An 18,513-nucleotide genomic window follows, 5' to 3' on the forward strand; every position below is an offset into this window, starting at 1 on the left:
GAGTCATGCGGGCTCTCGCCTATGGGATCATCGGACTGATCGCCCTTGCCTGCGCGCTCATTGCCTGGGAAGCGTCCTTCGCGGCCCTCGTCGGACTGCAAACCAAATCGTGGGAGCTGTGGCATCGCTTTGCCCACGGCCATGAGATCGTCTTGCCGGCGCAAGTCGCCTATCGGCAATGGGCGTCTCCCGTGGTTCAGCAGCTCGCGACCAAAGCCCTTCTGGGCGGGCTGATCGCGCTGGCGCTCGTGACGCTCGGATTAGCGCAAGTCCTGGAGTCGCTCGGCGGGGCGCGCCAGCCGTCCGGCGGCGCCCGGCTCGCGACAGAACGCGATTTGCGCAAGGCGGGACTGCTGAACGGGCGGCCTGGCTATTCCGTCTTCCTCGGCCGCTTCAATGGCAAGGATCTTCGCTATAGCGGCGCCAGTCATATTTACGTCAACGGCCCCACGCGCGCGGGAAAGGGCGTCGGCTTCGTCCTCCCCAACGCCATCGAATGGCGCGGATCGCTGATCGGGCTCGATATCAAACGCGAAATGTGGGACCAGATCGGCGCGGCGCGCGCGGCGCTGGGGCAGGACGTTTTCATGTTTTCGCCCGGCTCTGCGCGGACGCACTGCTGGAACCCGCTCGATCTCGTGTCGCCTTGGCCGGAGCGCGCGACCGATGTCGCGAATATCGCGCATAGCCTGATCCCGCTGTCGCAATCTGGCGATCCCTATTGGGCCGAGACCGCCCGCGGACTGTTTGCGGGTCTCCTGGCCTATGTCCTCGACGCGCGCGAGCCGCCGATCGAAGGGCGGACGATCAAGGCGGCGCTGAAAATGTTCAGCCGCGGTCGCCCGCTCGTCGCGGAACTGGCGAATATTCTGGCCAATGAGCCGGGGCTCAACGCCTTCGTGCAGGACAAGTTCCGCCAGCATATCAGCCGCGAAGAAAAGCAGCGTCAATCCTTCGAGTCGCATATCGTCACGGCCCTGGAGCCGTGGAACAACAGCCTCGTCGACGCCGCGACAAGCCGATCCGACTTCAAAATTTCGGAGCTGCGGCGACGTCCCTTCACGATCCTGATCGGAACGCCCGTCGGAAACTTCGCGGCGGTCGAAGCCGTCGTGCGTCTGCTCGTCCAACAGGTGCACGACGTCCTGCTGCGCAATCTGCCGGGTCTCGATGAGCCGCATCGGCTGCTGCTGATGCTCGATGAATTCTTTCAGTTCGGCCGCATGCCCGAAATCGTCGATCGCGCGCCGCTCGTCGCCGGCTACGGCTTTCAGATCGCCGTCATCGCCCAAGGCCTGACCCAGCTCGACGTTCGTTACGGCAAGCCGACGCGCGACATGCTCATCGGCAATATGGACGTGAAGCTGCTCATCGGCGTCAGCGATGAGACGACGGCGCGCTACTGCGCCGAGGAACTCGGAAAACACTACGTCCGCCGCGAAGGATGGGGCACGTCGGTCGGGGCCGGATTCGGCGGATCACAGGGCAGGGCGACGCGCACGACGCAAGGACGGTGGGAGCTGGAGCCGCTGATGACGAGCGAGGCGATGCGCCGCCTCGAGGCGACCAAGGCGGTGCTGCTGGTGCGCGGCGAATATGGCGCCGTCATCGACAAGGCGCATTTCTTCAAGGAAGCCAGGTTCAAGCGACGGGTCGAGGCCTCGCGGGGGTTCGCGCATCGGATCGCCATTCCTGACGTGACGGACGCGGAGGGCGGCGAAATCGAAACGGTCGTCCCCGGCGCGCCGGGCGGCTTCAAGCATCTTGTGGCGAAAGATCGTGTCGTGAGCGAAGCGCGTGCACTCTATCTCGACGCCTCTGCGTTCGAGGCGGCGTTTGTGCAGGCGATGACCGAAACCGGGAACAGCGCCACGGCGGAACTGCTGAACCTGCTGCGGATTGAGCCGGCGCGATTTGGCGAGCTGCGCGCAACCCGAAAAAGGATCTTCGCGAAGGCCCCTTCACCAGAAGCGGCGACGGCCGCTCTGAGGCAGGAAGTCTATTCGGCACGTCGGTTGTTGAATGATGAACGCGCCCAAATGGCGCCCGCGACCGGCGCGGCAGCCACGCCAAGAGCGGCGGCTCCTGTCGCCACCGCGGCCATCGCCAGCTCCGCGCCGTTTTTTGAGCCAGCCATCGGTGATGGCGCAACGTCCAATGACAGCGGCTCGCCCGAGAGCCCCGCATTTCGTATTGGCGACGACATGCTGGCCCAGTTGCATGAGGTAAAAGGGCGATCGGACATCACGGCTGAAATTGTGAAGTCGGCCGCGACGCGCGCTGACATAGACGACGCGGCGAAACTCGGCGCGCTTGTCGACGCGTTAAGCGTTCAAGCCGAGCTCTTCATTGATACGCCGACGCCCGGCGATCTGGCGGCGCTGACCGCGGCTGTGGAAGCGGAGACTGCGGAGCAATAATCGAACGGATGTTCTACGCCTGCGAGAGGCGCTGCGTTGTAATTCCGCCGATTATTGGCGATGCGCGCTATGGGCGCTCTCCGGCAAGGACCGTGAGATAATTCGCGGCCTGCTGCGCCTTGGAGGCGGCGGTGAAAATCGCCTTCTTGTCGGCCTTCAGCACGGTCAGCCAGTTGGCGATGTAGCTCACGTGATCGGGGCGAAGTTCCGGCGTGACGCCCAGATCCGCGCAGAGGAACGCCGCGCCGACTTCGGCGACAAGCTCTTCCATCGCGTAAGCTTCAGAGCCGAAGCGATTCTTCAGGTCGCGGGCGCAGCGCGACGCATGGCCCGTCCAGTGCGTCAGCTCATGCATCAGCGTCGCGTAAAAGGCCTCGCCTGCCGACATGGTCTCGCTGCCGGCGAAGCGGGTGCGTTCGGGCATCATGATGTCGTCGGTCGAAGGACGATAGCAGGCCTTCGTGCCGGACTCGGTGACGCGGGCGCCGGTAGCGGCGAGGAAACGCTCGGCCTCGTCGATCGGAGAGAAGAGGGGAGTAACGGGAAGCGTCTCCTCGGGAGCGGCGTAACCCTCCACCTGGTCGGCGTTGAAGACATAGCTCGCGCGCGCGAGCAAGCGCTCGGCCGTTTCGGGCTCAGCAGCGTCCTCGCCGTCGGTCTCGACGGTGAAGGTCTTGTAGAAGACGACGAGCGAGGATTGCTCGCCACGCCGGACCTGACAGCCCTTCTCATGCCACTGGCGATAGGTGCCCCAGATGGGCTGCGCGTAGCCTTGATGCAGGGCGGCCACCCAGAGGGCGAGGACATTGACGCCATTGTAGTGCTTGCCGGAGGCGATGTTACGTGGGCGACCTGAGGCTCCGCCGCGATTCCAGGGGAGCCGGAATTCGCCTGCGCCGTCTTCGATGGCGGCGATGATGCGGCTGGTGATTTCCTGATGGATGTCCAGGCTGGATTCGCGGGACATGTGTCTTTCCTCTTCGGTTGGTCGGCCGCGACCGCCGCGACCTGATCGGTCGCCGAAGAGGCAGGGGGCAGCACAGGGCCGCACCCGCAGGGATGAAACGAAGTGGAAGACGGCAACGCCGTTGCGGCGCTGGGACCCGCCTGCCAGGCATAGACCGATGATTCAGGTCGTGCGGCGCTGAGGAGCGCGAAGAAGGGGTAAGCGCTGCGCGAACCTACTCGGACGACCATAGCATGCGCCTATTCAGCGCGCCTTCGATTGGGTTTGAGGCGGAAGCGACAAGCGGTTCCGCACATCGGGTGAACGGAACGGCTGACGTTCACGCCAAAGGCCTGCCGCTGATCGAAGCGAGTAGCGTCCGCTTCTGAAACACGAGCGTCGCGCTTTCAACGCAACCACTCTCCGACGCCGCCATGCCGCGAGCAAGTTCCACTACGAGAATGGGAAAAGCTATAGGTTGAATCGCGACAACGCGCGCTTGCGCCATCCGGCGCGCCGCCGGTTCTGCTATGTGCTGGCGCGTGAACATCCTCGCCGCTCGAATTGGAATAGTGGCCATGTTCCTGTAGCTGCGACTCAATTGGCGTTCCAGGCGCGAGTTCGGGCTTGAGCGGCGACTTCGCGAGCGCAAAGCTCGCACTCAATAAAAGTCCAAGAGCTAAAAAAATTGCCCGCGTCACAGGAGCACAGTCTCAACGGGATCAACAAGCGATGCATCGTCGTCCCCGGCGCCTGCCTTGTTGACACGAGTCGACACAATCCATTCATTCAAGGAATCTTCCAGGGGCGCGCGTTGGAGCGCGCCTGGATCATCGCGGCGCATCCATGCGTTGGCGTCGCGCCAGTCGAGAATGACGGGCTGCCGATCATGGAAACGGTTCATCCAGTTGTTCGCCGCGCCGACAATAATTGTTGCCGATGTGAGAGGCTCGCCTGTGCCAGGATGCTTGGCTTGCTCCCACAATGCGGCGAAGGCGAGCGGTTCACCGGACCGCGCCGAAAAATAGTGCGGCGTTTTCGCCCCCGCTTTGCCCGTCCCCTCGTAAAAGCCCGAGGCGGGAATGATGCAGCGTCTCGTCTTGAAGGCTGTTCGGAACATAGGCTTCTCGGCGACCGTCTCCGCACGGGCATTAAACGTTGCAGGAAGATCCTTGAGCGGCTTCTTCCACCATCCGGGCACGAGCCCCCAGCGCATCTGGACGAGCTCGTTGCCGCCCGTCTCCGCAGGCCGAAGGACCTCGATCTGGGTCGTCGGCGCGATATTGTAGCGCGGCGCGAGGTTGCGGGGCTGCCCGATCAGGTCGGCAAGCCTGTGCAACTCTTCCCATGAAAGGCGCTGTGTGAAACGACCGCACATGATGATGCTCGCAATTCACTTCAAAGCTTTATATCCATCCGCGAAGCCGTCGAGCGAGAGAACATGCCGAAGCCCTTCGCCGGGACGAATGTAGATCGTGATGATGATATTCCTGCCGGTCAGAAGCTTGCTGATCACATCGTCGCTGATCGGTCCTTCCGCGGCGCAGCCGATCGGCGCACACTTGAAGAAGGGAAGCTTACCGATCTCGTCCTGATCGACTTTCATCCTCGCGCCTTCCAGCAGAAACGTGTCCAGCGGCGCAATGATTTGAATGACAGCGTTGGGACTTGCCGGAATTTTTGTAAAAGTGACAATGACTTGAACGTCGGCAGGGCAATGGCGACGAGGAATTGAGCGCGCGCGCTACAGTTCGGGCGTAGCATCATCGCCATAGTTCAACTCCTCCAACGCGCATCTTTGCCCCTCGACTTCCTGGTTGAAAAAATATTCTAAATTGCGCTCAGGTCAGCCTTGGCTTGCGCGAGGACTTTCCCAGCTTGTTCGATGCTTGGCTTCAAGGCGATTCTCTGAGCCAGAATGTGATCACGAATTTTTGTGAGCGCCTGCGGCCCGTTGATCAGGCTCTGTTCCAATTTTTGTTTCATATCGGCGACGTCGCGATCGAGCGCGGCGATGTCGCGGGGATCGACACCTTTGGAGGCGTCGAATCTGAACCCGCTTTCGACGACTTGGCGCCACTTCATCAGTTCGCGCGTGAGCGCCGGTCCGAAGCCCGGCACCTTCGTGATGTGGGCTTCGCTGACGTCCCAAGCCGTTTCTATGTTGTAGCTGGCAAGCATTGCTTTCCGGCCCGGGCCGATTCCGGGGATCTTGGCCGGTTCGATCTGGATGGCTTCGAGATAACGTTTTCGCTGATCGCGCTCGCGTGCTCTCTCGAGTTCCTGATAGCGGCGCCGACGCAGGTTCGGGAGATCCAAAAGCTGCTCCTTTTCATGTTGCAGTTGGCGTAAGTGGGTCGTGAACCGTTGGTCGCTGGCATCCTGATCCCAGCGTGCCTTCAACGTCTTGAAGTGACCCTCGGCGCGCACCACCGCGTCGCGGAACTTGGCGCTCTCCGAGCCGTCTCCCGATTGCTTCGAAACGCCTGACAGAACGAACAGACCGCCAACGATCCAGATGAACGCTGCGGCGGGCATGGCGCCCATCAAGACTACGATAATGGCGATCAATCCGGCATATTTCGCGGCATTCCTAAACCTGCGTTGTCGTCCCAGAGCGAGAGCCTCCTTTGACGGCGCCGTTTTATTCCAATCGGGCAGATTCGGCGCCGGGCCGGGCGACGGGATCGCCGCTATTCTGGCCCATACCGAGCCGACATCGATCCTGCCAGTAATGCCGCCTAGTGGCGCGGTCTTGATCACGAAACTGAACAGAACGGCGCCGGTCGCCGCCTCCAATCTGCACCACGGACAATGATCAAGCCCGCCAACGTAATAATGAGAAGCGTTGATGCGACAGGCCTTGGTCTGCTTCTCCAGGTTATCCAGATCCGCGACCCATTCCTTCGCGGTTGGCCGACGGCCATCTTGTACGCCGCTCTGTGCGAAGGCGCGTTCGATCAGCGAGGCGATAGCCGGGGAGGCAATGCCAATGGGTGGCACGTTCGGAGGCGGCTCCATTTGGAACGTGGAACTGTTGGCGCCGTATGCGAAGCGGAATTCCGCAATCGCTTTCTCGATGCTCATGTCTCCGCGCCCGAGGAACCGGCCAGCGAACGGGTGGCGTCCCATGAACAACAGATGGAAAATGAGGATCGCCAGCCCAAAGTTATCGTGGTTCGGCGTTCGGACGACGCCGCGGAAACGTTTCCCCTGAAGCTCAGGCGGCGTGAACGTCGGCACGCCGACCTCGCAAAGGTATCGACGCGCGCCGACACTGACTTGGAACGAGTCGCAATCGATCAGACGGACTGTCGCCTTGTCCGAGACGCAGACGCCGCCATGGTTGACGTCGCCGATCACGCACCCGGTTTCGTGAATGGCGGCGAAAGCGCGGGCCGTATTCGCGGCAGATCGGATTAGAAACCGCCAGTCTGCGGCAGGAAACTCGGCCTTGCGGCTGCGTGGACTGTAGAGGTTGTGGATGTCCTTGTGGCCGTCGACGCGCGGCATTAGCAGGCCCACAGGCTTGCCGTCGGTGGAGCGCAACAGATCTAGCGGCCATGCGGCCAACGAAAGCAGGCGGTCGTTTTGCAACGACGCCATCGTCTCGATCTTGGATGCCTTTTCCGAGGAGACGTCTTGATGATAGAGCTTCGCTACTTGGCCGCTTCGGTCTGCGATTTCGTAGACGGTGCCTTCTCCGCCTCGTCCAAGCAGTCGCCCGAGAGTAACAGATCCCTTGGAATCTCGGACCTTGGGCAGCGGCTTTGTCATTATGACGCTTCGGCAGGGCGTTCAGCCGCCTCGACTCTTGTCGCGAGGATGAGGGTCTTGTCGTCGTCGGTTCGGTCACATACCGCGGGCGAGGATAGGTACCGCTCCAGCCCGCCGGACAATGCGACGTCGAGGCCTTCTGCCGTCGACAATCTCACGGGACCGAAAATCTTCTCGAAGAACGGGGCGTGGACGCTCTTGGTCGCATAATGCAGGACCAGAGACTCGATGCCATCTGTGAATAGCGCGACTTCGTCAACCTTCCTTGGAACGAGGTCGAAAGCCATACGGTCCGCGGCGCCGCTCTCCGTGACGAAAAAGGTCGAATTGGCGTAGACGCCTCGTTGCGGCCAATGCACCCATGCCCATTCGCCTCCCTCGTCGGCGACGACCATCGCGCCATCGCCGACCTGCAAGAAAGCGGCGCCGTCCTCCCCGATGACGGCGACGAGAAGAGTGCACGCGTAATCCCGCAGGGTTGTCCCCGCGTCCGTGGCGCGAAGGGAGATGGCCTCCTGGACCATTTCGACCCAAGAGCGGGCCTCGTCGAGGCAGAGGTCCGAGACTCGTCCCCCGCGAGCGAGGAAGACCTCGACGGCCTCTACGATGGTTCGGCATGCCAAATCGGACCCTTCGTCCGCCAAGGCGGCGCTGCCGGCTCCATCTGAAACGACGAGCGCTATCACCGTTCCGCCGTCGCGGTCCGTCAGGACTTGGCAGGCATGGCTGTCTTGACAAACCGTCCCTTGCTTTACATGCGACGAACCAATCGCCGAGGCGGCTGCAATCCGCCATCCGCTATGGATCATCCGGCAAAAGCCCATCCGTCAGGCGCCGTCGGGTTCGCGAGCGGCACGGCGTCGCCGGGTTGCGAGTGAGATACCGACCCGAGCGAGTTGGAGAGCCACTGGAAGAGTTCGCGAAACTGCAAACCTTTCAGCTTCAACGGCTGACGGACGGAGATCTGAGCAAGCGTTTCGAAATTGGCTCCTTCGACGCCGACCGCATAGAATTGGAATGCCTTGGATTGTTCGCCCTCGCGAACCATATCTGCGGCGTGTCGCCAAGAGTCGGTCGGTCCGCCATCCGTGATCAGGAAAATCCACGGGCGGTAATAGGCGACGCCGTTACTCTTGTAGACTTCCTTTCGTTGCCGGACGAGTTCGAGTCCCTGAGTTATTGCGGCGCCCATCGGGGTATCCCCGATTACCGACAGCGTCGGCGGGACGAATATATCGGCGGTCGCAAATTCCGATATCGTTTGGACGGGGCCAAAGCCCACGATGCCGATTTCGACTCGCTTGGCAGCGAGACTGTCGCTCATCAACTCGTCCTTGAAAGCAATCAGGCCGGCATTCAGCTCGTCGATTGGTCGGCCCCGCATGGAAACGGAAGTGTCCAGCAGCAAAAGACATGGACAACGCGGCTCCGGATTGTCGGTGAAATCATCCGCGTTGAATGGGATCTGATCGAAACTGGACATTCGGGCCTCCTTGAAACTTTCGCCATAATGACTCCATGCATTTCCGGATCGTCAAGGGACCGTCCGGTCGCCGCGCCTGCGTCTCGAATGGGAGGTAACGCCTCTGATCGCCGACGGACCGGCGCTTACATCTAGGCAAATTGTAATCTTTGTGCTACACAATTATGTTTTCTGTAGCGCCAAGGCTCCAAGTGCCCACTCCTCACAATCCTCCCGCCGCAGTGCGCCGTGCGCTACGCAAGCTCGGGGCGGACATTCACGACGCCCGCCGACGCCGGCGGCTGCCGATGGCTGTGGTGGCCGAACGCGCCTTCACCTCCCGATCGACCCTGCAAAGGGTCGAGGCCGGGGACACCAACGTCAGCATCGGCATTTATGCCGGAGTCCTCCAGGCGCTTGGGTTGCTCGACGGGCTGAGCGAAGTCGCCGACATCGGCAATGACAGCGTCGGCCAAGCGCTTGCGAGCGCCGACCTGCCCAAGCGCGTCCACCTCAAGCGGCCAAAGGGATCGCCTCGCGATGGCTGACTTCGAAGTCGACATCGATCTCAAGGGACGCACGCGCCCGGTCGGAAGGGCGAGGAGCAATCGCGTCCGGGGCGTGGAGACGATCCTCTTCGAATATGACGACGCCTGGCTCGATGACGCGGACCGCTTCTCGCTTCAGCCTGCTCTCGCATTGACCCGCGGCGCCTTCGCGCCTCCTGCCGGTCTCGCGACTTTCGGCTCGATCGGAGACTCTGCGCCAGACACCTGGGGTCGGCGGTTGATGCAGCGTGCGGAACGTCGGCTCGCCGAACGCGAAGGCCGCGCTGTCCGTACGCTCTCGGAAAGCGACTACCTGCTGGGAGTCGCCGATGAGACCCGGCTTGGCGCGCTCCGGTTTCGTCGGGTCGGTGACGAGGTCTTCCAGGCGCCGATCGGGGCAGGCGTGCCAGCCCTGATCGAGCTTGGTCGTCTGCTCCAGATCACCGAGCGGATTCTCCGGGACGAGGAAACAGCCGACGACCTTCAACTCATCTTCGCGCCCGGCTCCTCCCTCGGCGGCGCGCGGCCGAAGGCGTCAATCATCGACCAACACGGCCAACTCTCCATCGCCAAGTTTCCCAAGGAGACCGATGATTACAGCATAGAGACCTGGGAGGGGATCGCGCTGCGGCTGGCCGGCCAAGCCGGCATCGTCACGCCGCAACATGAACTCGTCGACGTTGCCGGCAAAGCGGCCATGCTGTCGCGACGGTTCGATCGCCACGGCGCGATCCGCCTCCCGTTCCTGTCCGCTATGGCGATGATGGGCGCCAAGGATGGCGAGCGTGGCAGCTACCCCGAGATTGTAGATGCCCTTGCCCAACATGGCGCGCAGGGAAAGGCCGACGCCCACGCACTCTACCGGCGCGTCGTCTTCAATGTGCTGATCTCCAATGTCGATGATCATCTGCGCAACCACGGCTTCCTCTGGCTCGGCAAGGCAGGATGGTCGCTCTCGCCCGCCTATGACCTCAATCCGACGCCAACGGACCTCAGGGCGCGCGTACTGACGACAAACATCGACCTCGACGAGGGCACGTGCTCGCTCGATCTTCTGGAGAAGGCTTCAGAGTATTTCGCGCTGACGCTGCCGCAGGCACGCGCAATCATCAAGGAGGTCGCGGCGGTGACGGCGACATGGCGTGACGCCGCCAAGGCTGTCGGAGCGCGCTCGGCCGAGATCACCCGCATGGCCAGCGCTTTTGAGCACGATGATCTCAAGCGGGCGCTCGCGCTTTGACCAGTCCGTCCTGTTTCCTCGCAGACCATTGGGTTCTGCGCCAGGCGCGCCGATCGACGTCACTGCCGTCGACCTCGTCGAAGACATGACCAGCTGAGCGCAGGAGGAGCGACCTGAAGCTGCAGGTCCGAGCAACACTATCGGCTTTCGCCCTCGGATTCCGACCGCCTAGGCTGCGCCAGCTCGCGATTGATGCGCGCCGCATTCTCCTGATCGACGCGCCGCTGCTCTTCCTCCTGTTTCAGCACGCGCGATTGCTGGTCGCGAAGGTTCTGCATCTGCTCGCTCTGTCGGGGATCGGCGGGCATTTCGCGGCGCGTGTTGTCCTCCATGGATCGATCAGCTTCACGCGCGCTTGCGGCCTCGCCCTGCGAGCGATCGCGGGGCTGGTCGTTCGTTTGCGCAGCCTTTGCTTCCTTGCCGGCCTGCGCGCGGTTGCCTTGTTCCGTTTCGCGCGCCGCTTCGCGATCCACTCGCCCGCGAATATCCTGTAGGCGCATTTCGCGCTCGGCCGCCGTCGAGGTCGGACCTTCGGCGCGGGCGGGTTCGTCTCGTTTGTCTTGCCGCGCCATGGGCGCGGCCTGCTGATTTTCATCCGACTGGCCCTGGCCTTCGGCAATCCGCGCGCGGTTCATTTCGATCTCGGCGCGAAGTTCGCGAATGCGATCCTGCATCTCGGGATTTGTGATTTTATAGCCATGCTCGGCGGCGTGCCGCGCGACCGTCTCCTTGTAAGCGTCGCTCCCGGTGATGTTGAGCGTTTCCCACTTTTCGGACGCCACTTTGAGCGCGGCGTTGACGGAATCCGCGTTATTCCAGTCGCGAATATCGAGCTGCTTCCCATTGTCGACAAAGGCAAGCACTTGCAGCGCGCCGGTCGCATCGTGTCGGTGGTAATGGATCTCGTCGCCCTTACGCTCGAACGTGATAATCGGCCCGAGGTCACGCGCGGGCTCCGGCTTCACGTAGCGGTCGCCCTGCACATCCGCCTTTTGCTGTTCGAGATTGGTTTGCGCGGCGATGGCTTCGTCGGCCTTGTCGAGTAGCCGGCGCGACTGTTCGGCGAATTGCGCGCGCGCCTCATCGTCGGGAAGCGCCTTGTCGATTTTCGCAATCGTATCGGCCATGCTGTCGCGCGCGGCGATCATCGTTTCGGTTGTTCGCATGGGGCCTTTCTCCTCTATGTCGGTCGACGGCGCGCGACCGCTTAGAGCGCTCTGGGCGCGGTGCTGAAAATGCGCGATAGCGGCGCTCGGCGCGCCGTCCAACGGTCGGCTTAGAGCGCTGATGGCGCGCGGCACGACAAAAACTTTGCCGGGCTGCGTTCGCGAGGATTTCAGCTCGGTTACTCGAGCGGCCGGCACGTCCACATAAATTATCCGTGCGGCGACACCTGGCTTCGCATAAGCCGCAGCCGTCTCCATATCGGCGGCAAACAGCGCGCCGCGACGATCGCCGCCGCTGTCGAGACGATAAAGGCGCACGGCGCCCGGCGCTGGCGGCGGCGATCGACGCGGCGACAGGGCGGCGACGTTCCGCCATTGGCGGGCGGCATCCTGCGCGCGCCGCCGGCCTTCCTCGCGCGTCGGTCTGTGAATTTCACGGTTCTTCACACGCTCGATGCGCCGGCGAACGCTCGGCGGCGCAATGCCACGCGCCAGCATCTTCACGTCTTTAAGCTTGTAGGCTGGCGCGTGCGCCTGATCGAACCGCCGGACATTCTCCATGGCGATCCCGCGGACGCGGGCTTCGGCCGCGAGCGTGTCGCGCCAGCGCGAAAAATCCTGAATTTTTGGGTCGAGCCGCTTGCCGTCGTCCCGGACAAGTCGAACCGCCGCATGCACATGAATATGCTCTCGGTTCGTATGCATCACGAAAACATACTCATGTCCGGCAAACGCGCGCGCCAGGGTCGCCCGCGCGGCGTCCATAAACGCCGCTTTGTCCGTGCCGGGCTTGGCGCTCAAAATGACATGCGCAAAGTCGCGCGGCGCGCTCGATCGCATATGCGGCCGCCAGGATTTGGCGATTTCCAGGCTGACATTGGCCTCACGCGACGCGGCGCGCGGTGGGCGGTTCGGCAGCTCGCGCGCGAGGCGCTCGGCTTCATCTTTGAGCACACGGCCGTCCGGCCCAAATACCTCGATCTCACCGCCGCGGGTAAGTCGAGCCAGCGCCGTCGTGGCGCCCTCGACCCCATGCGCCCATTTCGGGTCGGTAAATTCGGCGTCCCGGCCGAATGCGCCCTCCAACCGATCGCGCAAACCGTCAATCGACCGCTGATTGTCGTAGATCCGGTGAAGCCGGCCGCCCGCATTGCGCTCGCGACTCGCGGCCGTCATGACGATGTCGACGCGGCTATGCGCGCCATGCTGCGAAAGCCGCCATGCATAGTGATGGCCGCGAAGAGCCTCCGTAAGCGCGTCTTGCGCCTGCGTTGCCTCCAGCCTGCGGTCGAACCGCATTGCGAACTGCAGCACGTCGTTGGACGGCGCGCGGCCATCTTCGGCGCGCCACGTGGCGGCGAAGTCGGCGACGGAGCGCTGCCCGGTGATCATCAACCCATCATGGCGCTCCAGCGTCAGTTCGCCCTTGTCGCTCTGATAGTTCAGAAGCGATTTCGCCCGTGCCGCGCCAGAACCGAAACTCGCGATCTTGACGACCGCCGCCTGCGAGCCGGCCGCAAGATTAGCCTTCGCGATCAAGGCGGACCGCACGGATGCGATCGCTGCGCCCGTCGCCGGCGCGCGGCCGCCCAGTGCCGGCGATGAGGGTCGCGCCGTTTGCGCAACCGCGGCGGGCGCACGCGCCGAGACGTCGGTCTGCGAAACGCTGCCCTTCGCTGCGACCGCGCGCTTCACGCGCAATTCATCGTCGGCCCGGGACTTCTCGCCTGGCGCCGGCGCGCGCGGCCCTGTGTCCGGCCGCTCGTCGTGTCGGGGCCGGGGCGCCGCGCGCGAGCTGTTGGCTGTTTGCGCGCGGTAACGCTCAGCCGATTGCACCGCAGCCGCAAGATCGTCCAGCGCCGCCCGATTCTTCGCCGCAAGACGACGCTGCAAGCCTTCCGTCAGAATCGAAAGATCAAGCGCCGCGAGAGTCGTCATGAGGCGCAGTCCTTCTCGATCGCCGTCTCGGCGCGTCTCCGCGCTCGATACGTCAATGACGCGTAGAGCGCGTCGAGCGTCCGCATGATCCCATGCGCTTCGATAAGCCACGCGCGCACATTCTCTCCCGGGAAAGCGTTGCCCGCGTTCATATGATGAACGGCTTGATTGAGATTAACGCCGATCGCGCGCAGCTGTCGCGTCAATTCGACGACTTCGACGCGTCCTTCGCCGTCAAACGTCGGCCCCATGTCGCTGGCCGCGCGAACCATGCGACGCAGCGCTTCTGTTGTCGTCAGATTCCTCGCTTCGCAGAATGACAGAAACGCCGCCGCCTCCGTCTCATCGACGCGGAAACCGATAAATCGCGTCTTGCGCCGATCGTAATGTCGCTTGTCCGCCATTCGTCGATCGTCCTTAGCGTCCGGTTTGCCTTTGGCAAACTGCCGGACGCGAACATGGCCGGCGCGGCGAGCGCACATACAGATTTTGTTTCACAAAATCCCTATCCTGCCACTCATCACCACTCTTCGCTTTGTATACGGCAAAACCCTCATTTTCTCAACGTTTTTCGAGGCTTTGTGCGGTTTTCAAAGCAGTCTCGGAACACTCTCAGCGCACTATCAAGAGAGTCTCACGAGGCTCTTAGATCAACATCGAAAGCGTCTCACACAGAGACCCAGCGGACTCGCATAAAATTCTCACCGTCGCATCAGGCGCATATTAGCTCGATCTCCAAGATGCTCTCGCATCGTTGTCATAAAGGTCTTGCGTAAGGAAGGGAGTGGGTCTAAATAGTTGCCATTTTATTAGAGGCTCGCATGAAGCTCACCGGTGAGGACCTGCAGCGTCTGAAGGAGGGGATTAACGCGCTGAAGCCGAACCGTCGGCTCACGCTGCGCGAACAAATTGGCGCGATCTATGGGCCTTTGATGAAGGCGAAAGGCCGCGGACTGACGAATGCTCAACTTCTCGATTACCTCAGAGAGCAGGGCATTATGATTTCGGCTCCCTCGCTATTTCGGGTGCTGAGACAGCTTGCCGAACAAAAGGCCCGGCGCGGCTCTAAGCGGGGAAGCCATCCCTTCCGCGCGAATGGGAAAATGCGGGTGCCTACGTCATCGGAAATTACAAGGCCCGTATCCACCGGGACCATCGAGTCTGAACCTGTGCCGCGCGCGTCGTCCTTCCGCGTGCGTCGCGACCGCGATGAAATCTAGGAGATCGGCGAATGGATAAGGCGATTTACATGATCGGCGGCAGCAAGGGCGGTGTCGGCAAGTCCATGGTGACAATGGCGCTCATCCATTTTCTCACGGCGCGCGGCGAGGCGGTTGTCGTGGTCGATGCCGACACGTCAAATCCTGACGTCATGCAGAACTATGAGAAAGAGATCCCGTGCGAGGGTGTCAATCTGGACGATGCCGACGGCTGGATTCGGCTCGTCAATCTCTGTGACGAAAACGCGGACAAGACCGTTATCGTCAATACGGCGGCGCGCAACAACCAGGGGGTAGGGGCCTACGGCGTCACGCTGAGCGGCACCCTCGATGAACTGAAGCGGCGCCTGGTGACCTTGTGGGTCGTCAATCGTCAACGGGACTCCTTGGAGCTATTGCAGGATTTTCTCGAAGCGATCCCCAATTCGACCGTTCACGTCGTCAAGAACGGCTACTTCGGCGCGGATGAGAAGTTCGAGCTCTATAACGGCTCGAAGACGCGCAAAGCGATCGAGGGGAGGGGCGGCAAGAGCATCCTCTTTCCAGATATGGCGGACCGTGTGAGCGATGACCTCTACAGCAAGCGCCTCAGCATTCGAAAGGCGCTCGCCGATATGCCGATCGGCAATCGCGCCGAATTGAAACGTTGGCTCGCGCAGGTCGATGGCGTCTTTTCGGCGGTCGTGCCGAATGGCTGATGGCATGGAAGCCCACGACGCGACCGGCTTTGAAAAGCTGATCGGCCGGACGGCGACGGAAACAGAACGCCGACAGCTTCGTCGTGTGAAGGAAGTTCTCGGGCTTCGCGACAATGACGCGCTGTGGCTCGTCATCTTCGCGCTTCAATATTACGACAGCCTCTATCGCCAGTTCCCGAAGGCGATTGCCACCGAGGCGGCGGCCATCATGACGCGCACGCGCGAGACGGCGGACGCGCAAATGCGCGCCGGGGTCGAACAGGCCAAGGCCGACCTCGCCCGCGCCGTCGCGCTCGCGGCGCAAGACGTCGCGCGAGACGTGGCGCGACGGCAGGCGACGCAGTGGCTCGCCTATGGGATGGCGGTTGGCGCGGCCCTCGTCGTCACCGGAATCGCGATTGGGCGCGCGCTGGCGCCGTAAGAGGCGCCCCGGCTGTCATCGACAACGGGTTGCAGGGATGCGAACTCGACAGGGATGATGACCGAGGCCAGTCCGTACACCGTCGCTATTTTCCCGCCGCCGGCCTCCAGCCTGCCGCTGTCGCTTCCGCCACGGAGCAGAACATACGTTCTTCGGCGCCCGTGATGGTGACGCGGGCGTAGTCGCGACTGCCGGGTACGTGGAAGATTTTCTTGCCCTTGCGGTTGACGTTGCCCTTGATGGCGCAGTCCTTGGACGGCGTCGGCGCGTCCTTTGACGCCGGCTCGGCGTAAGCGGCAGAGTTGGGAAGCGGCCGGGAAACATTCCATAGCTGCTGGAAGCGCGCCTCGAAGGACTTCGCCGCAGACGGGTCGTGTAGAACGACGAGATCATTATCCTGCTGCCTGAGCCCGGAGGCCGACAGGTTGGCCGATCCCGACCGAAGAAGGCGCCCATCGACGGCATAGGACTTCAGGTGCATGTATGCGCCCGCCGGTTTCATCCGGACATCGTCGGCAATGGAGCGAAGCCGGTCGAGCGCGTGCTGCTGGCCTGGGTCTAGGACGATGCGGAGGGCGACCCCGCGCCGGCGCGCCTCGATCAACGCGTCGACGACGGCCCAGTCCGTGAGCGAGTAGACCGCCATGTCGATCTTCGCGCGCGCCAAGCGGATCAGGTCGACGTCGATGCGCTCAAGGTTTTCATCAGGCGCGTAGTGGATTTCCACATCGCCGGCGCGCACGGGCAAGAAGCCGATGCCGCAGAGGAGGGAAGCGCCAACAACGATCCGAAACCAGCGCCGGTGGATCACTGCCACTGGCTCCAGATGATAAAAATGAGGACGACGATGGCCGAGCCGATCGATGTGAATACAACCCGCCAGTTATAGCGCTCGCGGAATGGAAGCTGCCGCCAGCGCGCTTCCTCGTCGTCTTCTCGGTTTTGTTGTCCTCGCCAATCCATTGACGTATCCTTTGACGAGCAGATCCCGACCCGCCTCCACACGACGAAGTCACAATGGCAGGCGTGTTGTGGGAGCGGCAAGTCAGGACGACGGCTCCAATTTGTCACCGAAATCCAAAATATTTTCGCTGCACGCGGTCAACCATCTTCATCGCCTTCTTGCTCAACCGACGCAGCGCCACCCAGCGCGTCATAGCGACGCGACGCCAACCACTGAAGACGCAAGGCCTGTGTCAGCAATACGCGTCGTAATCCACCCTGGACCTTTCGCTCGGAGATCACCTGAGCAAGCCGCGAAATAATGAGCGCTCTTCGAGCGATCCGAAAATCGGGATGTGATCGGAGCTCGTAAACGCGATCGGAAACGATTCTCGCGCGCAAAGATCGGGGCGCTTCGACGACGAGCGACCCAGGCGGTGGATCCTTCTCGTTCAGGATCGCTTTGAACTCTGACCGATCAACCGCGCGCTGCGTGATCAATCGCTCCAAAGCATCCAGGTGCTTGCGCGCGTCAGCATCCTTGCCACTTGTCTCCTGATATTGTGGCAGCGGCCAGACCTCGATTTCGAGCACTTCGAACGGGTCAAGCACTGACATGGCAACAGCATCAGTGCGTTGATTGGTCAGGTGACGACGAATGCGCGTGCGTAGCATCTCATTCGTCTGCCCAACATAGATCGGTTCGCCGTCATAATCGAAGAAGGCGTAGACGCCCCATTTGTAATTCCCGACACGGCGAGTCTGCCCCACGGCCTCTTCGAACGATGTATCCAGAAACCTCGCCAGATTGGCTCGCAGATCCTCAGTCTCGAACGGTGGAAAGTTTATGAAATCGGGATCGCGACGAGGAGCGGGCTCGTTCGGATTAGGCATGTCGGATCGCCGTCATGTCGGAGGAATGCTCCACCACGCCTCCTCGTTCGATCGTCGTGCGCCGCATCGTCTCATCGCCGAGCGAGGCGATTTCGAAGCTGACATGATTAATCTCGTTATCGCGACCTCCAAAGCAGGAATGGAATGCAGCGAGGAGTTCGACGGTCAGCAGTGATTGCGCGCCGACTTTCGGCGCCTCAGCAGAGGGTATGGAAGACGGGAAAAGATAGATGCACGGCGGCGGCGCACAGAAAGGACCGATCACTGTCGTTCTGGCATCGCTCTCACCCAACAGCTTCGGACAGGCGCGTCCGATCGTTCCACACACCATATCCCAGATGACGAGGCCATCGACGCGCTGATTGCGCGCGATGATCTGAGCGCTTATGCGCGTATGAACCCCGGACCAGGCGTTGCGCCGCGGGTCGGCGCCGACATTGGTGCACAGGCTCCAAATGATAAATTCATCTGCGCCTTCCGGGCGCTCGAAAATTTTCGAGTTGTCGCCATCCAAACAGCCTTTCAGGTCGATGATTGCCGTTCGTCTGCTTGGTAGCGTCACAACATAGTCATGCAACACGCCGCGCTTGGCGCGGTCCCAGCCCGCGATGAAGCCTCGGTCCTCCATGTGATTGAGAACATGCTGGACGAACTCCCGCTTACCTCGCATCGCTGCGGCAAACTCTCCGCGCACCTGTTGAATAGCGCCGCGGAAAATCGGCGAGGCGTAGAAGTCTTTTTCCGCAAGCCCGTGGTCGCCGAGTTTATGCGCTTGGGTCTTGAGCACTTCAGCAAATTCTGCGATCTGCTGGCGCACGCTTGGGTCCTGCTCGCAAGGAAT

19 protein-coding genes are annotated in these 18,513 nt (G+C 62.1%); 6 read left to right on the forward strand and 13 right to left on the reverse strand.

The window, feature by feature from the left end:
* Window positions 1-5 precede the first annotated feature (5 nt).
* Window positions 6-2,420: a type IV secretory system conjugative DNA transfer family protein gene (locus IYX23_RS06170; RefSeq protein ID WP_154454034.1), complete on the forward strand. Its 2,415-nt coding sequence runs from the start codon at window positions 6-8 to the stop codon at window positions 2,418-2,420.
* 67 nt (window positions 2,421-2,487) lie between these two features.
* Here the strand turns inward: IYX23_RS06170 and IYX23_RS06175 are convergent, their stop codons facing one another.
* From IYX23_RS06175 to IYX23_RS06205, 7 genes are all read right to left on the reverse strand, one after another.
* A complete protein-coding gene (locus IYX23_RS06175) occupies window positions 2,488-3,387 on the reverse strand; it encodes a zincin-like metallopeptidase domain-containing protein (RefSeq protein WP_154454033.1) in 900 nt (299 codons plus the stop codon).
* 386 nt (window positions 3,388-3,773) lie between these two features.
* Window positions 3,774-4,067, reverse strand: coding sequence for a DUF3761 domain-containing protein (locus IYX23_RS06180; RefSeq protein WP_154454032.1), 294 nt, complete (start codon window positions 4,065-4,067; stop codon window positions 3,774-3,776).
* Window positions 4,064-4,744 carry an SOS response-associated peptidase gene (locus IYX23_RS06185; protein WP_154454031.1) on the reverse strand — a complete coding sequence of 227 codons (681 nt, stop codon included), beginning with the start codon at window positions 4,742-4,744 and terminating at the stop codon, window positions 4,064-4,066. Before IYX23_RS06185 ends, IYX23_RS06180 begins: the two co-directional genes overlap by 4 nt.
* A 15-nt stretch (window positions 4,745-4,759) precedes the next feature.
* Window positions 4,760-5,098, reverse strand: coding sequence for an invasion associated locus B family protein (locus IYX23_RS06190; RefSeq protein WP_154454030.1), 339 nt, complete (start codon window positions 5,096-5,098; stop codon window positions 4,760-4,762).
* Between the two features lie 98 nt (window positions 5,099-5,196).
* Window positions 5,197-7,143, reverse strand: a complete 1,947-nt coding sequence (locus IYX23_RS06195; RefSeq protein ID WP_154454029.1) for a hypothetical protein — start codon at window positions 7,141-7,143, stop codon at window positions 5,197-5,199.
* Window positions 7,143-7,967, reverse strand: coding sequence for a PP2C family serine/threonine-protein phosphatase (locus IYX23_RS06200; RefSeq protein WP_154454028.1), 825 nt, complete (start codon window positions 7,965-7,967; stop codon window positions 7,143-7,145). The genes IYX23_RS06195 and IYX23_RS06200 overlap by 1 nt, the downstream gene beginning before the upstream one ends.
* Complete coding sequence (locus IYX23_RS06205; protein ID WP_154454027.1) at window positions 7,949-8,626, reverse strand: hypothetical protein; 678 nt, start codon at window positions 8,624-8,626, stop codon at window positions 7,949-7,951. The genes IYX23_RS06200 and IYX23_RS06205 overlap by 19 nt, the downstream gene beginning before the upstream one ends.
* A 191-nt stretch (window positions 8,627-8,817) precedes the next feature.
* On the opposite strand from IYX23_RS06205, the gene IYX23_RS06210 reads away from it, so the two are divergent.
* Window positions 8,818-9,153: a helix-turn-helix transcriptional regulator gene (locus IYX23_RS06210; RefSeq protein ID WP_154454026.1), complete on the forward strand. Its 336-nt coding sequence runs from the start codon at window positions 8,818-8,820 to the stop codon at window positions 9,151-9,153.
* A complete protein-coding gene (locus IYX23_RS06215; RefSeq protein WP_154454025.1) occupies window positions 9,146-10,393 on the forward strand; it encodes a HipA domain-containing protein in 1,248 nt (415 codons plus the stop codon). The genes IYX23_RS06210 and IYX23_RS06215 overlap by 8 nt, the downstream gene beginning before the upstream one ends.
* A gap of 137 nt (window positions 10,394-10,530) precedes the next feature.
* On the opposite strand, the gene IYX23_RS06220 is transcribed toward IYX23_RS06215, so the two are convergent.
* Window positions 10,531-13,497, reverse strand: coding sequence for an LPD7 domain-containing protein (locus IYX23_RS06220; RefSeq protein WP_154454024.1), 2,967 nt, complete (start codon window positions 13,495-13,497; stop codon window positions 10,531-10,533).
* Complete coding sequence (gene mobC / locus IYX23_RS06225; protein ID WP_164479495.1) at window positions 13,494-13,901, reverse strand: plasmid mobilization relaxosome protein MobC; 408 nt, start codon at window positions 13,899-13,901, stop codon at window positions 13,494-13,496. The genes IYX23_RS06220 and mobC overlap by 4 nt, the downstream gene beginning before the upstream one ends.
* A gap of 417 nt (window positions 13,902-14,318) precedes the next feature.
* On the opposite strand from mobC, the gene IYX23_RS06230 reads away from it, so the two are divergent.
* From IYX23_RS06230 to IYX23_RS06240, 3 genes are read left to right on the forward strand one after another with little or no spacing between them, the layout of a single operon-like run.
* Window positions 14,319-14,717, forward strand: a complete 399-nt coding sequence (locus tag IYX23_RS06230; RefSeq protein WP_124740535.1) for a hypothetical protein — start codon at window positions 14,319-14,321, stop codon at window positions 14,715-14,717.
* Window positions 14,718-14,728: 11 nt separating this feature from the next.
* Window positions 14,729-15,415: a P-loop NTPase gene (locus IYX23_RS06235; RefSeq protein WP_124740536.1), complete on the forward strand. Its 687-nt coding sequence runs from the start codon at window positions 14,729-14,731 to the stop codon at window positions 15,413-15,415.
* A gap of 4 nt (window positions 15,416-15,419) precedes the next feature.
* A complete protein-coding gene (locus IYX23_RS06240; RefSeq protein ID WP_124740537.1) occupies window positions 15,420-15,836 on the forward strand; it encodes a hypothetical protein in 417 nt (138 codons plus the stop codon).
* Between the two features lie 85 nt (window positions 15,837-15,921).
* On the opposite strand, the gene IYX23_RS06245 is transcribed toward IYX23_RS06240, so the two are convergent.
* The 4 genes from IYX23_RS06245 to IYX23_RS06260 form a co-directional block, all read right to left on the reverse strand.
* Window positions 15,922-16,578 (reverse strand): phospholipase D-like domain-containing protein, encoded by a 657-nt coding sequence (locus tag IYX23_RS06245; protein ID WP_348643634.1) that lies wholly within the window; start codon window positions 16,576-16,578, stop codon window positions 15,922-15,924.
* 65 nt (window positions 16,579-16,643) lie between these two features.
* The gene (locus IYX23_RS06250; protein ID WP_164479496.1) at window positions 16,644-16,799 is read right to left on the reverse strand and encodes a hypothetical protein; all 156 of its coding nucleotides are present in this window, start codon (window positions 16,797-16,799) and stop codon (window positions 16,644-16,646) included.
* Between the two features lie 138 nt (window positions 16,800-16,937).
* On the reverse strand, window positions 16,938-17,672 hold the full coding sequence (locus IYX23_RS06255; RefSeq protein ID WP_124740538.1) for a GIY-YIG nuclease family protein: 735 nt from the start codon (window positions 17,670-17,672) through the stop codon (window positions 16,938-16,940).
* Window positions 17,665-18,489, reverse strand: a complete 825-nt coding sequence (locus tag IYX23_RS06260; RefSeq protein WP_210330475.1) for a hypothetical protein — start codon at window positions 18,487-18,489, stop codon at window positions 17,665-17,667. Before IYX23_RS06260 ends, IYX23_RS06255 begins: the two co-directional genes overlap by 8 nt.
* Between the last annotated feature and the right edge of the window lie 24 nt (window positions 18,490-18,513).

It is taken from the genome of Methylocystis sp. L43, from assembly GCF_015709525.1.
In the GTDB taxonomy this organism is placed as follows: domain Bacteria; phylum Pseudomonadota; class Alphaproteobacteria; order Rhizobiales; family Beijerinckiaceae; genus Methylocystis.

What these genes read in the sequence shown, in the direction of transcription:
- IYX23_RS06170 (WP_154454034.1), top strand. Translation starts at nt 6, where the DNA reads ATGCGGGCTCTCGCCTATGGGATCATCGGACTGATCGCCCTTGCCTGC.
- IYX23_RS06175 (WP_154454033.1), bottom strand. Translation starts at nt 3,387, where the DNA reads ATGTCCCGCGAATCCAGCCTGGACATCCATCAGGAAATCACCAGCCGC.
- IYX23_RS06185 (WP_154454031.1), bottom strand. Translation starts at nt 4,744, where the DNA reads ATGTGCGGTCGTTTCACACAGCGCCTTTCATGGGAAGAGTTGCACAGG.
- IYX23_RS06195 (WP_154454029.1), bottom strand. Translation starts at nt 7,143, where the DNA reads ATGACAAAGCCGCTGCCCAAGGTCCGAGATTCCAAGGGATCTGTTACT.
- IYX23_RS06200 (WP_154454028.1), bottom strand. Translation starts at nt 7,967, where the DNA reads ATGGGCTTTTGCCGGATGATCCATAGCGGATGGCGGATTGCAGCCGCC.
- IYX23_RS06205 (WP_154454027.1), bottom strand. Translation starts at nt 8,626, where the DNA reads ATGTCCAGTTTCGATCAGATCCCATTCAACGCGGATGATTTCACCGAC.
- IYX23_RS06215 (WP_154454025.1), top strand. Translation starts at nt 9,146, where the DNA reads ATGGCTGACTTCGAAGTCGACATCGATCTCAAGGGACGCACGCGCCCG.
- IYX23_RS06220 (WP_154454024.1), bottom strand. Translation starts at nt 13,497, where the DNA reads ATGACGACTCTCGCGGCGCTTGATCTTTCGATTCTGACGGAAGGCTTG.
- mobC (WP_164479495.1), bottom strand. Translation starts at nt 13,901, where the DNA reads ATGGCGGACAAGCGACATTACGATCGGCGCAAGACGCGATTTATCGGT.
- IYX23_RS06230 (WP_124740535.1), top strand. Translation starts at nt 14,319, where the DNA reads ATGAAGCTCACCGGTGAGGACCTGCAGCGTCTGAAGGAGGGGATTAAC.
- IYX23_RS06235 (WP_124740536.1), top strand. Translation starts at nt 14,729, where the DNA reads ATGGATAAGGCGATTTACATGATCGGCGGCAGCAAGGGCGGTGTCGGC.
- IYX23_RS06240 (WP_124740537.1), top strand. Translation starts at nt 15,420, where the DNA reads ATGGAAGCCCACGACGCGACCGGCTTTGAAAAGCTGATCGGCCGGACG.
- IYX23_RS06250 (WP_164479496.1), bottom strand. Translation starts at nt 16,799, where the DNA reads ATGGATTGGCGAGGACAACAAAACCGAGAAGACGACGAGGAAGCGCGC.
- IYX23_RS06255 (WP_124740538.1), bottom strand. Translation starts at nt 17,672, where the DNA reads ATGCCTAATCCGAACGAGCCCGCTCCTCGTCGCGATCCCGATTTCATA.